The organism is Micromonospora sp. LA-10 (assembly GCF_051853095.1).
Lineage (GTDB): Bacteria > Actinomycetota > Actinomycetes > Mycobacteriales > Micromonosporaceae > Micromonospora > Micromonospora echinospora_A.
Genome location: NZ_CP195710.1, coordinates 5,862,600 through 5,878,083, shown reverse-complemented (window position 1 = coordinate 5,878,083; position 15,484 = coordinate 5,862,600). Strand labels below are relative to the sequence as shown.

The 15,484-nt window shown below is 69.7% G+C and carries 7 protein-coding genes; 3 read left to right on the top strand and 4 right to left on the bottom strand.

Annotated features, from left to right (window positions below):
* Positions 1-141: 141 nt before the first annotated feature.
* From ACSDG8_RS27625 to ACSDG8_RS27615, 3 genes are all read left to right on the top strand, one after another.
* Positions 142-573 (top strand): hypothetical protein, encoded by a 432-nt coding sequence (locus ACSDG8_RS27625; protein ID WP_210891652.1) that lies wholly within the window; start codon positions 142-144, stop codon positions 571-573.
* Between the two features lie 47 nt (positions 574-620).
* Positions 621-896, top strand: a complete 276-nt coding sequence (locus ACSDG8_RS27620; RefSeq protein ID WP_210891650.1) for a hypothetical protein — start codon at positions 621-623, stop codon at positions 894-896.
* Between the two features lie 72 nt (positions 897-968).
* Entirely contained in the window at positions 969-1,250 is a 282-nt protein-coding gene (locus tag ACSDG8_RS27615) for an SCO0607 family lipoprotein (protein ID WP_307856108.1), read from the top strand.
* Positions 1,251-1,290: 40 nt separating this feature from the next.
* Here ACSDG8_RS27615 and ACSDG8_RS27610 read toward each other — a convergent pair whose 3' ends face one another.
* The 4 genes from ACSDG8_RS27610 to ACSDG8_RS27595 all read right to left on the bottom strand — a co-directional run bounded on the left by ACSDG8_RS27610 (position 1,291) and on the right by ACSDG8_RS27595 (position 15,357).
* Positions 1,291-1,989 (bottom strand): AMIN-like domain-containing (lipo)protein, encoded by a 699-nt coding sequence (locus tag ACSDG8_RS27610; RefSeq protein ID WP_210942484.1) that lies wholly within the window; start codon positions 1,987-1,989, stop codon positions 1,291-1,293.
* A 72-nt stretch (positions 1,990-2,061) separates the two neighbouring features.
* A complete protein-coding gene (locus tag ACSDG8_RS27605; protein WP_210895142.1) occupies positions 2,062-3,903 on the bottom strand; it encodes an AfsR/SARP family transcriptional regulator in 1,842 nt (613 codons plus the stop codon).
* A 363-nt stretch (positions 3,904-4,266) separates the two neighbouring features.
* Positions 4,267-6,237, bottom strand: a complete 1,971-nt coding sequence (locus ACSDG8_RS27600) for a HEAT repeat domain-containing protein (RefSeq protein ID WP_210895141.1) — start codon at positions 6,235-6,237, stop codon at positions 4,267-4,269.
* A gap of 24 nt (positions 6,238-6,261) precedes the next feature.
* Complete coding sequence (locus tag ACSDG8_RS27595) at positions 6,262-15,357, bottom strand: golvesin C-terminal-like domain-containing protein (protein WP_210942485.1); 9,096 nt, start codon at positions 15,355-15,357, stop codon at positions 6,262-6,264.
* Between the last annotated feature and the right edge of the window lie 127 nt (positions 15,358-15,484).

Sequence of the window (15,484 nt, the reverse complement as noted above, 5' to 3'; positions counted from 1 at the left end):
GGCTCCGTAGCCGGCGCGTCGCCGTCGACGTCGATACGCCTCCGGCCGTCCCCCACTGCCCGCCCGATCGGTTGGTTCTGTCGGGAAGTGCCGCCCGCTCGTTCCCCGGTTGGGCAGGATTCGCCCCGAGGAGGTGCCGTCGTGCAGGACACCCGCGCTCTCGCCCTGACGTTCGAGGTGAGCGGCCTGCCCCCGGTCAAGACCGAGGCCCTGTCCATCTTCGCCGCCGGCCACCGGCAGGCGACGAGGGTCCGCGCCCTGCTCCAGGCCGCCTGCGCGGCGGCCCAGCGCACCGGGTGGACCCCGCTCACCGGCCCGGTCGAGGTGGACCTGACCCTGCGGTGCCCGCCCGGGCACCGCACCTCCGACGCCAGCACCCTGCTGGGCGGCGTGTGCGCGGTGCTCCAGGACAAGAAGCGGGTCGCCACCATCGGCCTCGCCCACCTCGGGGTGCTCGTCGACGTCGCGCTCTGGTCCGACGACCGGCAGATCCGCCGGCTGTCGTACGTCGAGGAGCCGGCGGAGGAGTTCTCGTACCTGGTCCGGGTGTCGGCCGTACCGACGATGGTTTGACCGACGTCCGCGGTGGGGTACCGCGGACGCCGACGAAGGGAGCGCCGATGTCGGAGCCACATGTCACGCTCGACCCGAGCGGGCTTGACCCTGTGCAGCGGAAGCTGCGTGGCCCGCTGGAAGATCAGCTGACCTCGGCCCTGCAGGCCGCCGCGGACCGGGTCCGCTCCGGCTACGCGGGCGAGCCGGTGGAGGACGTGTGCCGCCGCCTGCTCGACGAGACCCGCTCCGGTCTGCACCCGGACATCGCGGCCGGCTTCCAGCCCGACATGGACGAGTTCTGCCGGGTGGCGGTGGCGATCGTGCGGGGCGAGCTGACCTGAGCCCGGGCCGTCCCCTGGAATTGAGTACCCGTACCGATGGCGGGCCCGCCCGGGGCGGCGACAATTCTCCCCGTGCGAACTCGAATCATGATCGTTCTTGCCGTGCTCGGACTGGCCGGGCTGATGGCGACCACCGGCTGTTCCCTGCGGCAGAGCATCTGCGGCAGCGACGAGTACCCGGTGATCGCGGTCGGTCCGCAGGGCGGCAGTTCCTGCGTGCCGGACGGGGAGGAGCCGTCCCCGCCGTACGTGCGCTACCCGGAGGGCAAGGTGCCGAAGCACGTCGACGACGAGTGGGACGTCTACTGGCGCACCCACGGCATCGACGAGAACAACACCATCATCGACCGCTGACCCCGTCGGCCCGCGCCGCTCCGCCCGGTGCGGGCCGACATCAGCTGCGCCGCACGTCCACGGCCACGACGTGCGTACCGTCCGGGCGGGTGGACTCCCCCAGCCGCACCGGCAGGCGGCCGCCGTCCGGCGGCAGCAGGCCGAGCCCGAAACTGAGATGTCCCTCGAAGTCGCCGGCCACCGCCCATCCGCGCAGCGTCGGGAAGCGGATCGCCGCCGGCGGCAGGTCCGCCGTTCCGCCGCCGCGCGCGTCGTGCGCCTGGGCCGGCTCGAACCGCACCGACAGGTACGCCGTGCCGGGCAGCGCGACCGGCGCGCCCCGGCCCTCGGTCACCACCCGCGGCACGTAGGCGACCTGGTAGGACGGGGTGGGTCCGCGGAACGCGAAGGTGATCCGGCTGAAGCCGTCCGCCGGGTGGTCGCCGACGTCCACGGCCACCAGGACGGGCAGCGGCTCCCCCGGCGGCGGCGTGACCGGCACCCGTACCCGGTGGGCGACCCGGGCCGGCTGGCCCGGCACGGCCCAGTCCCAGGTGACTCGCCAGGAGCCGCCTGTCGCGGCGCCCTCGGTCGGCACGGGCGGGGTGGGTGGGGTGGGCGTCTCCGTCGCGGTCGCCGCGGGGGCCGCCGCGGCCGTCGGGGTGGGCGCCGTGGACGCGCCGTCGTGGCCGGTCGCCGTGCAGGCCGCCGCGAGCAGCACGACCAGGCCGGCGAGCAGCGGTACGCGCTGAGGAGTCATGACTCAGTGTCGCTCCGTGACCGGCCCGCGCACCAGAGGCGTCCCACCCCGATTCCAGCGCCGATCCGGCCGTCAGGCGGCCCACGGGTCGAACAGCTGCCCGGTCGCCTCCCGCACTGGCACGTGGCCCACCGCTGCCAGTTCGGCGGCGTAGTCGCTCACCAGGGTCGGCAGCCGGTAGTCACCGTGCCGGTCCCGCTGGGCCAGGTGCGCGTCGACCAGGTCGTCCAGGGCGCGGTGCGCCCGTTGCGGGGAGACGCCGAGCTGGTCCGCGGCCGTGTCCACCGGCGTGCCCGGCCGCGCGGCGAGCAGTTCCAGCATCCGCCCGGCCAGTTCGTCGTCGGAGCGGACCACAGCCACGCCGGTGGCCAGGCTAGCCCGTACCGACAGGTCCTCGTAGGCCAGCAGGTCCAGCCGGTCCCGCCCGTCACCCAGCTCCGCGACGAGTGTGGACACCGATGCGCCGGACCGCCGGCCCAGCCGGGCGCCGGCGATGCGCAGGGCGAGCAGCGAACCGCCGCAGATCCGTACCAGGTCGGCGGTGGCGGCCGGCTCGGCGGCCAGCCGCTCCGGCCCGGCGAGCGTCGCCAGCAGGTCGCGGGCCTGCGCGCCCCCGACCGGGCGCAGCGCCACCCGGCGTACGCCGTCCAGGCTGCCCAGATTCCGCTGCGCGACGGTGATCAGCGCCGGACCGGGGCCGGCGGGCAGCAGCGGACGCACCTGCGCCGCCCGGGTGACCCCGTCGACGACGAGCAGCAGCCGGCGGCCGGCCACCAGCGAGCGGAACCAGCCGGCCCGCTCGTCGGTCTTCTCGGGGACGTCCGCGGCCGGTACGCCGAGCGCGCGCAGCACCCGGGCCAGCACCTCCCCCGCCGTCACCGAGGTCCGGTATCCGAGGTCCACGAAGACCTGCCCGTCGGTGAACAGGTCGGACACGGCGTGCCCGGCGCGTACCGCGAGGGTGGTCTTGCCGCTGCCCGGGGCGCCGGTGACGACCACGGCGGCCGGGGTCTCGGCGGTCACCGCCGCCACCACGTCGGCGGTCTCCGCGGTACGCGCGACGTAGGTGAGCGGGTCCGCCGGCAGCTCCCGCGGCACCGCCCAGCCGACGGCGGGACGGAGGTCCGCGACCGGCGCCGAGACGGTAGCGACGGCGCCTGCGGGCTCGACGTAGGACAGCTCCGGCGCGCGGTCCAGCATCGCCCGGTGCAGCCGGGCCAGTTCCGCGCCGGGTTCGAGGCCGAGCTGCTCGTCGAGGACGGCCCGGGCGTCCCGGTAGACGGTGAGCGCGGCCGGCACGTCTCCGCAGCGGTAGAGGGCGAGCATCAGGTGCTCCCAGGCCCGTTCCCGCAGCGGATGCGCGGCGAGGTGCGCGCGCAGGTCGGCTAGGAGGTGCGCGTGTTCACCGGCGGCCAGGCGCGCCTCGGTCAGTTCCTCGAAGACTTGGAGCCGCTGCTCGTCGAGGGCGGCCCACCGGTTGTCCAGCGCGGTGCCCCGGGGCAGCCCGTCGCCGGCCGGGCCCCGCCACCAGGCGAGGGCGGAACTCAGCGTGTCGATCGCTCCCGCGGGATCGGCCGACGCGAGCAGTGACCGCCCCTGCGCCGCCAGCCGCTGGAACTCGGTCACGTCCAGCTCGTGCGGCGCCAGCCGCAACTCGTACGCCTGCGGCCGGGCGACCAACCGGTCGCCGACCGTGCGCCGCAGGCCGGCGGCGTGCGTTCGGAGGTTCGCAGTGGCGGACGTCGGTGGGTGGTCGGACCAGACCATCCGGGCCAGCCGGGACAGGGAGACCGAGTGGTTCGCCTCGATCGCCAGCCCGGCCAGGACGGCCCGTCTCTTCGCCGCGCCGGGCGTGACGGTCTCGCCGTCGACGCACAGCTCCACTGTGCCCAGAAGCCGAATCTGAAGTTTCATCGCGCCGCTCCCCGTAGACCCTAGACGCGCCGCCCACGCTATGGGTCCGGTTCGCGGCCAACAAGGGTCGAACCGGACAATTAAGCGTGATGAATGTCAATATGGTTGGCGGCGTGTCGAGGTAACAGAAACGCCGCTGGAGACGCATCACTCACATGATGCGCAGTGAGGGAAGGCCGTGGCCGCCGTTCCGGTCCACGGGGTCGCGCCGCCGTCGCGGTACCGACATCCGCAGCGTACATACCGCCGATCTTGTCATTGCAAGAGCAAGCCTTTACGGAGGCTGAATATCCTGCAATTCATCCCGCAGCGGCCGCATCTCAGGATCCCGAAGCAGCACCGATCCGACCCGCGATCAGCCGGTCATGGAACCGCCCTTTCTCCGGCGTCGAGAATGCGGCGGGCGGTTCCGGCCATGGTCTCGTCGAGATCGATACTCTGCCAACCGCCCGCCGGGCCGGTCACACGCGCCTCGGCCCGGACCAGGAACCACAGCACGCTGACCAGTGCGGGGTCGGCAAATCCCATCTCTGCTGTCTGCGTGAGCGCCAGCAGGTCGGCCCTGACCGCTGGCCGACCCCTCTCGAGATCGACGAGTATCCCGGTCAGGGCCCGACCACCGGGCCCGGCCTGCCCGGTGATCTCCCAATGCGACCTTGCCGCGCCGAGTGTCGCCCACCTGCCCAGTCCAGGCAGGAGCTGTTCGAGGCGGCCGGCGTAGTCCGCGCCGGCCGGCCCCAACGCGCCGATCAGATGCAGGGCCGAGTCCGACAGCGGTTCGTCCGATCCGGCGTCAGGCAGCTCGGCGAGCACCGGTCCGACGTCGGCGGTGATCCGGGTGTACGCGCGTATGAGCGTGAGCCGGTCCACGCCCGGCGCTGCGGACACCCGTTGGAACGCTGGTCGCAGCAGTCCGATCGGCACATCGGTCGCGGTCGCGCCGATCGCGGCGAGTGCGATGATCTCAAGGGTCGGGTCCGGTGTCGCCAGGCCGTCCACCAGCACGGGCAGCGCCGCTCCGGCCTTCGGCCCCCACCCTGCGACGGTCCGCAGGAGCGCACGACGCTCGGCGCCCGCCGGCGTTCCCGCCAACCGCCGCAGGACGCCGGAAAGCAGCCTGTCGGACCACGCGGCCGCCTCCAGCAGGATCTCGTCGACGGATGGCAGGACGGGACGGGACACGTTGGCCTCGTACACCTGGTGATCGCGGTATCCGAGGTGTGCGGACCGCAGGGACGACAGCAGGTGCGGCACACACCGCGAGTCACCCATCCGGGCCAGGCCCCAGATCGCCGCCAGCCGCGGATAGCCGTCCGGGCCCTCGGCGAGTTCCGCGAGCCGATCGGCGTGCTCGGGCTCGCGCGACCTGGACACCGCGAGCGCGAACAGCGCCCTGCTGCTGACGGCCTCGTCCGGATCGTCCAGCGCGTGGAACCCCGCGGCGGCGACATCCACCATCGGGGACCGCCACCTCGACGCCACCCGCATCAGCACGTCGAACGCCGACACCCGGGTCGCCGCGTCGGCCGAGGCGACCAGCCCCTTCCCGAGGGCCAGGCGGAGGTCCCGGTCCTCCCGCAGCCGCTGGTCGACCCAGGACACGATCGACTGGCGTCGGCCGGGCACACACCAGGTCCGCCGCCATTGTTCGACATCGGGCGCGCGGAGCGCGTCGAGGAAGACGCCGGCACCGACGGGCTCGACCTGGCGAAGCACGAAGGCACCCGCCATCCGCACCTGCGGCGACCCGCCCGACACGATCTCGGCCGCCCGGTCGACCGTCAGGGCCCGCACGGCCGGCGGGACCGCAGGCAGCAGGTCGGCAACGGCGGTCAGCTGCCCCAGCCGCGCCGGCTCGTCCCGCTCCGCCGCGTACGCCTCCAGCAACCGTTCCAGGAGCCGGTCCTGGTCGAACTCCGCCGAAGCCAGCGGTGCCGGAGCGGCCCGCCGCACCTCGACGTCGTCATCACGCAGCAGGTCAGCCATCAGTGGCAGCTTCCCGCGCCACATCCGCGACCAACGGACCTTTGTCTCCTGCTCCGCCCCGACCCGGGCGGCCTCTGCGGCGAGGTCGCCGATCAACCGGACGATCGCCGGCCGGGCGGGACAACTGCCGTCCGACACCATGTCCACGAGGATCGGGACGGCTTCCACGGTCGCGGAGTACACCACGTGACCCTGGTGAACCAGCCGGTCGCGGAGCATCCCGACAATCTGGTCGGGATGCTCCGCTACGCCGATCCCCCGCAGCAGAGCGGGCAGGTCCGTCGCGTCGTCGTACGCGTGCTCAAGCCGCATCCACGCGACGTCCTCGACTCTGCTGCTCAGATCCACCGGCGCTCCGGCCTCTCGAAGGGACTAGAAACGGATTCCAAGCGCTCCCAGGAGTCGCTGGCATCCTCGACAGGGTCTCGCCGCAGTACCATGCCTGCCGTTCGAATCCCCGACGTGCACTGTTCTCATGGTGCCACCCCGAATGGATGCAGGATCACCGCCCGAGGCCTCGAATGCCTTTGCCAGACACTTGACTTCCGAACACATCAACGACGGGTGGTTGACGTTCGGCAGGGCATTCCGGAACTCCGGGCTCAGGTGAACGTACTCCGCGTTGTCGGCACGGAACACCTGGCCGGACGCCGATGTGTACTCGGAGGCAAACACTGCCCCCGCATCTTCGGCGTCGTTCGCAACCTGCTTCAGGCTCGTGCACGGGCAGCCCGGGTTGTCACAGTTGTGCACGAGAATCGGCGTGTCGCCGGCGGTCACGAAGTAGGTGTGTACGCCCTCGACGGTGATGTTGTGGACGCGTTCGTGCCGGACGGTCTTGCTGATCGCGGTGATCTGCGCCCACGTTCCGTCCCCGGTCTGCAACCACATGCCGGGCTTGAGGTCGTCACCGGTGACCCACTGCCCGGCATCGGGCAGCCAGATCAGGTGCTCGGCGGTGGAGGTGATGCTCCCGGTCTTCGATCCATCCTTCCCGTCGACGTCGACGGTGATGGTGACCAGGGTCTTCTTCCCGGCGTGGCTACGCACGTTGGTCACCGTGCGGCCCTGCTGGGAGTCGGACTCCACGTCCTCCGCGGCGACCTTGTCGCCGACCTTGAGTTCCTCGATCGCCTTGGTGCTCCCGTCAGCGAGCAGCACCTTGGTCCCCGGTACGAAGCTGTTACAGCGTTGCTTCGTCGGCGTGGTCTGCTGCTTCGGCGTGCTCGGCTGGTCGGTCGCGGTCTTCGGCGACGGCGTGTTGGTGGGCAACGCCTTCGACGCGTCGGTGGTCGCCTCGACGCCCTTCTTGACGTCGTTGGCGGTGTCGATGCCGTCGGCGATCTTCTTGCCCGTCTTGGCCAGCTTCGCCGCCGTCACCGCGTTACCCGCCAGCGGAATCGCCGAGGCCATCGACAGCGCCGCGTCGACGTAGTTGCCCTCGGCCGCGTACCAGATGCCGTTGGCGACGTCGGCGACCTCACCGACCACCGGCACCATCCCGACCACGTCCAGGGTGGCGTGACCGATGTCCGACCACGACATCCCGAACAGGTGCCCGTCCAGCTCGATGAAGCTGATCGGGTTCCCGCCGGCGAACGCGTACCGGTTGCCGGTGAACGGATCCATCCCCAGCGCCATGTCCGCCATCGCGCCGCCGTAGGTGTCCCGCGTCAGGAACCGGTTCAGACCCGGATCGTAGTTGCGGAACCCCATGTCGTACGTGCCCGAACCCGCATCCCACCGGGAGGCGTTGAACCGGAACGCGTTGTACGGCTCCTCGCCCTCCGGCTGCGCTCCCGGCTTGTCCACACCGGTGAACTGCGACGAGTCGTCCTTGCCGTACGCGGTGTACCCGTACGTCGCCCGGGTCTTGCCGTCCTCCTTCGTGATGCCGATGACGTCACCGCGCGGCCGGTAGATGAACTGCGAGTACTCCCGCGCCCCGTCGTCCTTGTGCTTGATCTGGGTCAGCTGCTGACCCCACGGCGCGTACTGGTACGACTTCGTCGCCTTGCCCGCGACCTCCTCGCGCAGCACCTGGTTGTCCATCCCCAGGTACGTGAACAGGGTGGTCTTGCCGGCCGTCGTCTGCGACACCGTCCGGTCGAACGGGTCGTACACGTACGTCGTCGACTTGGCGTTGGCGCCGATGCCGGCTGTGGTCTTCGCGGTCCGGTCGAAGCCGTCGTAGTAGTACTTCTGCGCCCGCTGGCCACCGACCGACACCGTGTCGAGGCGCCCGAGCGGGTCGTAGTTGTACGTCGAGGTCACACCCGCCGTGGTGGTCGAGTGCAGCCGGTTCCGGTCGTACTTGCTGGTGCTGGTCGTCCCCCCGACGGTCTGCGACACCGTGTTGCCGTTGGCGTCGTAGGTGTAGTTCTCCGTGGAGGTGCTGTCACCGGTCTTGTCCAGCTTGGCGATCCGGTCCTGCGGGTCGTAGCTGAAGACGTACGTGTTGTCGATGTAGTCCGACGAGTTGTCGGCGTTCATCAGCTTCAGCACGTCCCGCGACGGGTGCCCGTTGGCCTGGTACTGGAGGTTGTGCTCGGCGACAGTGGCGCCGCCGGACGTCTTCTCCAGCTGACGCTTGGTGGCGCCGTCGAGGTAGTACTCGAAGTCCACCGTGTTGCCGTTGGGCTTGGTCTGCTTGAGCACCTGCCCGCGGTTGGTGTAGGTGAACGACGAGATCTGCTGGTTGCCGGCCGCCGGCGAGTCGGCGTTGGTGACCTTGGAGACCATGTCCCGCGAGTCGTACTCGATCTTCGACCAGGTGAGGTCGTGGGTCGAGGTGAGCGGGTTGCCGTTGTCGTCGTAGGTCAGCGCCGTGGTGTTCTTCGCGCTCGTGTCGCTGAGCCCGGCGAACTCCTTCACCGTGGAGATCTGGTTGAGCTGGTCGTACGCGATGTCGTACCGGCCGATCTTCGCGCCCGGGCTGAGGTCCTTGACCTCGACCATCATCCCGTTCGGGTTGTACCGGTAGGTGAACTCCTTGCGCTCGTTGTCGACGTCGGCGGCGTTGTCCCGCACCAGCTTGACCGCGTCGGCCAGCACCTTGCCGGTCGCCTGGTCGGTGACGGTGATCTTCTGGACGCCCTCCTCCTTGAAGGAGTAGCTGCCCAGGCTGATCCAGGCGCCGGGGTTCTGCGTCTGGTTCACCGTCTTCGTGACGCTGCCGCCGTCGTGCGTGATGGTGAACTTCGCGTCCGTCGCGGCGCCGGTGACCTGCGGGTGCCGGACGAACACCTCGTACGTGCCGTCGCGCGGGATGGTCAGCTGCCAGTTGAACTGCGCCGAGCCGCTGCCGGCCGGAGCGGTGGAGACGTCGTAGCCCCACTGCCCGGTGGCGGTCCCGTTGCTCCAGGTGCCCTGCGAGGCGGTGTTGTTGGAGTCGGTGTTGTCGACCAGGACCACGTCCTTGCCGACCGGCAGGCCGTCCTCCGACCGTCCCTTCTCGTTGCCGGACTGGTAGTACTGCCAGGTCATCGTCCGCGTGGTCGACCCGCCGGCCGAGTTCAGCGTGTTCTTGGTCTGCTGGCCCAGGTCGTTGTAGTCGTAGGAGTTGACGATGTCCCACGGGTCCTTGGACGTCCTGGTCCACCCGTTGTCGTAGTAGGTGTACTCGGTGTCGTTGCGGACCGTCTGCCCGTCCGACGGGGGCGCGCTGACCTTCGTCAGGTTGCCGATCTCGTCGTAGCTGTAGAAGGTCTTGTCGGGCTTGTTGTAGCGGCTGTCGTCCTTGTCGTAGGACGACCACTCCTCCTTCTTGCGGTTGAGCGCGTCGTAGACGGTCACCACGGAGAAGTCGTCGGCGTCGTCGGTGGTGTCCACCCCGCGCGGGGTGATCAGCTTCGTCTGGTTGCCGACCTGGTCGTACTCGTACTTGGTGGTGCGGTAGGTGACGGTGCCGGAGCCGTCCTTGCTGTGCGGCACCTTCGACTCGACCAGCGCGCCGCGGGCGTCGTACGTCGCCAGCGACTCGTTGCCGTCGGCGTCGGTGGTGCCGAGCGTCAGGCCGTCCTTGTCGTAGCGGGCGGTGGTGAACTTGCCCGCCGCGTCAGTGGTCTTCACGACCCGGCGGTTCAGGTCGTACTCGTACTTCGTGGTGAAGTCGTCCGCCGCGCTGGCGGTCTTCTTCGCGTCGTACAGGACCGTGACGTTGCCGACGTTGTCGTAGTCGGACTTCACCTTCTGGCCGAGGCCGTTGGTGACCTCGGTCGGCTGGTAGATCGCGTCGTACTTCGTGGTCGTCGTGTAGTCGCCCACCGTCGAGGTCAGGTTGCCCTGCGGCTCGGTGACGGTGAGGACGTTGCCGACCTTGTCGTACGTCGTGGTCGTCCTGCGCTCCGGCTCCGCCGTGTTGGTCGGCTCGTCCTTCGGGGCGAGCGTCTCGACGACCTGGTCCGCCTTGTCGTAGACGGAGGTCGACACGGCCCCGTTCGCGGCGTACGCGGTGGTGATGTTGTCGTTCGGGTCGTACACCGGGGCCTTGGTGGTGATGAAGCGGTTGTTGGCCGCGTCCACCGGCTCCACCTTCGTGGTCGGCCGGCCGAACGTGTCGTACGCCTGGGTCACCTTGGCGTTCTTGCCGTTCTTGACCTCGGTGACGTTGCCCCGGTCGTCGTAGGTGAAGTACGACTTGCCGGTGCCCGCGTCCGTGGTGGTCGTCGGGTACCCGCTCGGGTGGAACGGACCGTACGCCGTGGTGTTGCCGTTGGCGTCCCGGGCGCTGAGCAGCTGGCCCCACTCGTCGTAGGTGTTGACGCTCGTGTAGTCGCCGTCAGTCGACGTGGTGTTGCCGACCGGGTCGGTGACCGTCGCGACGTCGCCCTCACCGGTGTACGTGAAGGTCCACTTGCGGCCCTCAGAGCTGGTCTTGCTGAGCACCTCGGCCACGTAGCCGTTGAGCTGACGCTGGTAGGTCAGCACGGTGCCCGGCCAGCCGTTCTTGACCGCCTCCGCGTCCCGGATCTGGGTCGGGTAGCCGGTCTTCGGGTCGAACGCCCAGGTGGAGACCGCGGTGTTGGCCTCCTCCAGCCGGACGACGTTGTGGTCGTCGTCCCAGCCGGTCTTGGTGACCTCGTTCTTTGCGTTCGTGACCTGGTACGCCCGGCCGTAGCCGTCCAGCAGGTACTGGGTGGCGTGGTTCTCCGCGTCGGTGACAGTGGCGTTGATGTTGTTGCCCTGCGGGCCGTCCGGGTCGACGTAGCCGAACTGCGTCAGGTGGGTGAGCCGGTCGGTGTAGGACTTCGTGGTCCAGTGGAACTTCGGGTCGTCGCCGGTCTGCGGGTAGTTGTAGACCACGCCGGTCGCGTTGCCCCGCGGGTCGGTGACCTTGACCAGCTTGACGTTCTTGTTGCCCTGGGTCATGTCGTAGGCGAACTTGAACGTCTTCGGCGTGCCGTTCGTCGAACCGGCCCCGTCGATCAGCTCACCGAGCAGGCCCTTGTCCGTGTAGGTGAACGTGAGCTTGCGTCCCGAGACGTCGGTGATCTGCGAGATGTGGTCGATGATCTTCGGGTTGGTCAGGTTCGTCGCCCCGGAGACCCGCGTCCAGGTGGTGTCGTTGATGTAGTCGTACGTCTGACCCTTGGCGTAGTAGTCGATGGTCAGCGTGATCCGGCCGGTCGGATCGGTGATGTACCGCAGGAACTTCGTCGGCTTGTTGTTGGACTTGCGCTCCTCGTAGGTGAAGAGCATCTCGTTGCCGTTGTTGTCGACGACACTCGACAGGAAGCCCTCGCAGTCGTAGAAGAACTGCGTCCGGTCCGGCCGGGTGAGCACCCACGCCTTCGGCTCGTCGGTGTTGGGCTTGCAGTCCACGCTGCCGTACTTCTGCAGGTAGAGGTGCACGCCCTTCGGGCTCTTCCACTCGTTCGCGGTGGCGTCCCAGGTGAACCGGTGGCTGGTGCCGTCACCGTCGGTCAGGGTGACCTTGGTGGGGTTCGGGTTGGGGTGGAAGTCCAGCGGGGCGCCGAGACGCATCATCGACGACGCCTGCAACGACCATCCGTACCCGGCCACCGTGTCGGTGGTGTCCAGCGAGTTGTAGGACATCCGGACGAACGTCGACAGGCCCCGGGACGGGTTGTTGAACGCGTTGTACGACCAAACCGAGTTGCCGGAGTACAGGTTGTTCATCAGGGTGCCGCCGGCGCCGGTGTTCTTCCCCGCGTACGAGTAGAACTTCTCCAGGCCGAGCTGGTCGGAGGTCGGCTCCTCCACCGAGATGTTCTGCGGCAGCGCCGGGATCGACGCGGTCTCCGACAGCTTCTTGCCGGTGAGCTTGTTGCGCAGGTCCCACTGCAGCACGTAGTCGGTGCGCTCGTTGCCCTCGGTGGACGACGGCGGCGTCTTCACCTGTGCGGCCACATCGACGGTGCCGCCCGCCGGGACGCTCTTGGGCAGCGCGGTCCGCAGCTCGTAGGTGGCGTCCGCGCCGTCGGTGACCCCGTCGGCCCGCTTCCAGTCGTAGGCCAGTTCCCAGTCGGTCGGGTTCCACGCCGCGAGCGTCGGGTTCGACAGCGTCACCGGCACCGTGTACGTGGAGTTGGCGGTCGCAAGCGCCGGCGTCGAGGCCGCGTAGTACGTCGACTCCGCGGTCTGCTCCAGGTAGGTGACCTCCAGCGTGGGCCGCAACAGCGGCTCCGGCGCCTCGGACGACAGCAGCACCGCCCGCGCGGTCTGGTTCGCCTCGTCGCGCTGGCGCAGCAGCAGGCCGAAGTTCTTCGTCGGGTCCTTGACCCAGCCGTCGGCCGCGGGCGTCACGTCCCAGGAGGCCCACTTGGGGTCGTTCGTGAACTGGTTGAAGCTCGCCTTCCACGAGGTGTCGTAGTCACCGCCGGCGGTGGTCCACGCGTTGGTGCCGTCGTAGGTGTTCCACGTCGCCGTGGTCTCGGTGAAGTTCCGGGTCAGCTTGTGGACGTCGACGTACTCGTCGGTGTCGGTGCCCGGGTAGAGCCCGCTGTTGTACAGCCGCAGGTCGGCGTCGACGACCCGGGCGTTGGCCGGGATGCCGGTCAGCGTCGGGAACTTCACCAGGCCGCGGGTGTCGCCGTAGTAGGACGAGTTGTTGCCCGGGCTGACGTACGGGTCACCGTCGTAGACGTCCACGTTCTCCGTCGGGCGGGCCTGGGAGAGCGTGGTGTCGGTGGTGCCGGTGCGGTAGATCCGGGTGACCTGGCCCGCCTTCGGCAGGATCGCCGACTGGGTGGGCCCGGCCAGGACCTGACCGTCGCGGGTCTTCACCGCGACCATGTAGTAGTAGAACTTCCGCGCCAGCGGGTCGGTGTTGTCCGCCGCCGTCGGGATCGCCGTGGTGTCCTGGTACGTGCGGGTGCTGGTGGACACCGGGGCGATCAGGGTCGCCGCCGACGGGGTGAAGTTCTGGTAGATGCTGCGGTGCACCTGGTACTCCACCGCGTCGTCCGCCGTCGACGACGACGGGTCGACGTACGCCGGCCAGTCCAGCACCGCGCCGGTGGAGGTGAGCGTCGTCGGCGGGCTGACCGCCACGCCCGGCCGGCCGTACGTGATGACCAGCTTCGGCAGGTTGTAGTCCCGGCGGGCGTTGTTGTACGCGTACTCGGAGGCCTCGTAGATCGGGCCGCCCCGGCCCTTGGCCGCCTCGTCGACCGCCTTCACCATGAAGCCGTGGTTGGCCGACGCGCCGTTGACCCACTCCTGCACGACGTTGCGGACCGGGAAGGAGCTCCACGTGTTGGAGACCGACGCCTTCTTGGTGGCCGCCCCCCACTTGGTGAACCGCACCGCGTCGGCGATCACCGACTTGCCCGACACGTCGCCGAGGACGACCTTGCCGGTGGTGCCGGCCGCGAACGGGTGCACGCCGAGCGTCTTCCACTCGCCGCGCGCGCTGCCGGTCTGGTCGACGGTGTACGTCTTCGAGCCGCCGTTGTAGTGCACGGTGTACGGCGTGTTCGTCGGCCGGTCCGACTCCGACACGTAGTGGACCTCGACCTGGTAGTTGCCGGCCTCGGTGATGGTCGGCACCCAGGTGTGGGTGTGCCCGGTGGTGGTGTCGTTGTTGAAGCGGTAGTCGCCGTTGACTGCGAGCCCGGTCAGCGCCGTGTTCGTCGAGTACGACCAGGTGCCGGTCACCGAGGTGCCGGCGTCGCCGTCGTCCTGCGTGACCATGTTGCCGGCCGGCTGGGCGGCCATGTTGGCGTTCATGTTCGCCCAGGTCGCGGTGCTCTCGGTCCAGGGCTGGGTGACCTTACGGGCCTCCATGGCCACGTCGAAGCCCCACGCGTGGTGGGTCTGCGAGTAGTACATCTGCAGCTGCGCGTCGTCGATCGGCGTGTTCCGCGGGATCGAGCCGACGTCGAACTTGACCAGCGTGCGGTACGCGTTCGACGCGTCCGTGCCGACCTTCAGCTGGTAGGTGTCGTTGTAGTTGGTGGTCGTGGCGCCGGAGTAGATCTGCACGTCCTGCGCGTCGGTGGGCACCGGCTGCAACTTGATCGTCGGGTCGATCACCACCGGGTAGACCCGGGACCGGTCGGCCAGCCAGCCGCTGTCCGCGGTGACGGTGACCGTCGACGTGCCGCCCGAGCTGGTCACCTTCTGGGTGACCTTGTCCGACCACACCTTGCCGTGCGGTGAGGACTTGTCGTCCTTGCTGTCGTACATGAACGGCGGCGGCATGACGAACACCGGAGCGCCGCCGTCGCGACCGAGGAACGCGATCGAGCCGTCCGAGCGCTGCTGCGCGGTCAGGCCCGCCGTCTGGAGCGTGAACGTGTAGGACGCCGGACCGGCCGGCGCCTGCCGCAGGACGATCTTCTCCTTCAGCGCGGTGCTGGTCACGTCGTAGACGACGTCCGCGCCGCCGGCCAGCCCCGGGTACGTCACAGTGGAGCCCGAGACCTTCGGGCTGACGTCCCTGGCGGCGCCGGCCAGGCCCAGCTCGATCGCGCGGCCGTCGCGCTCGAAGCGGACGAGCTCGTCGGAGCTGTCGCCGAAGAGGCTGGTGTAGGCGTTGGTGCGGTTGCCCTGCGCGTAGCCGGGCTCGTCCACCGGACGGACCGTGGTGTCGATGGGCTGCCACCGGCCCTTGCCGTCCCGGTAGTGCAACGGCGTGGCGGAGATCTCCGCCTGCAACCGGCCGTCGGCCAGCTGATAGATCTTGGCGTTCTCGCTGCGCCGGCCGGGCAGCTCCTTGACCCGCTTCTGCGCCGGCCACTTCCGGCCGGCGACGGGCTTCTCGTCGCGGTGGAGACCCGCGCTGATCACCTCGGGCCGCGCCCGGTTGCCACCGGCGACCAGGCCACGCGCGGCGTCGCCGAGCCGGTCCAGCAGTCCGCTGTCGTCGTTCTTCCCGCTCGGCGCGGCGGCCTGTTCTGTTGCGGGGGGATCGCGGTCCGGTAGGACCGCGGCCCCGCCCAGCGTGGCCACCATGGCCAGCGCCAGGCCCCCGATCAGGGCGCCTCGTGATGGTCTCCTCACCCGTTACCCTCCGGTCAACTCCGGTGACAGGACGGGTGAAGGCTAGGAACGGCACATACACGCCGGGCTATCCGTCAGCTACTTCCCGACCGGCGGCGGGAGTGCGGGCAACCGCGCCGTGAGCAGG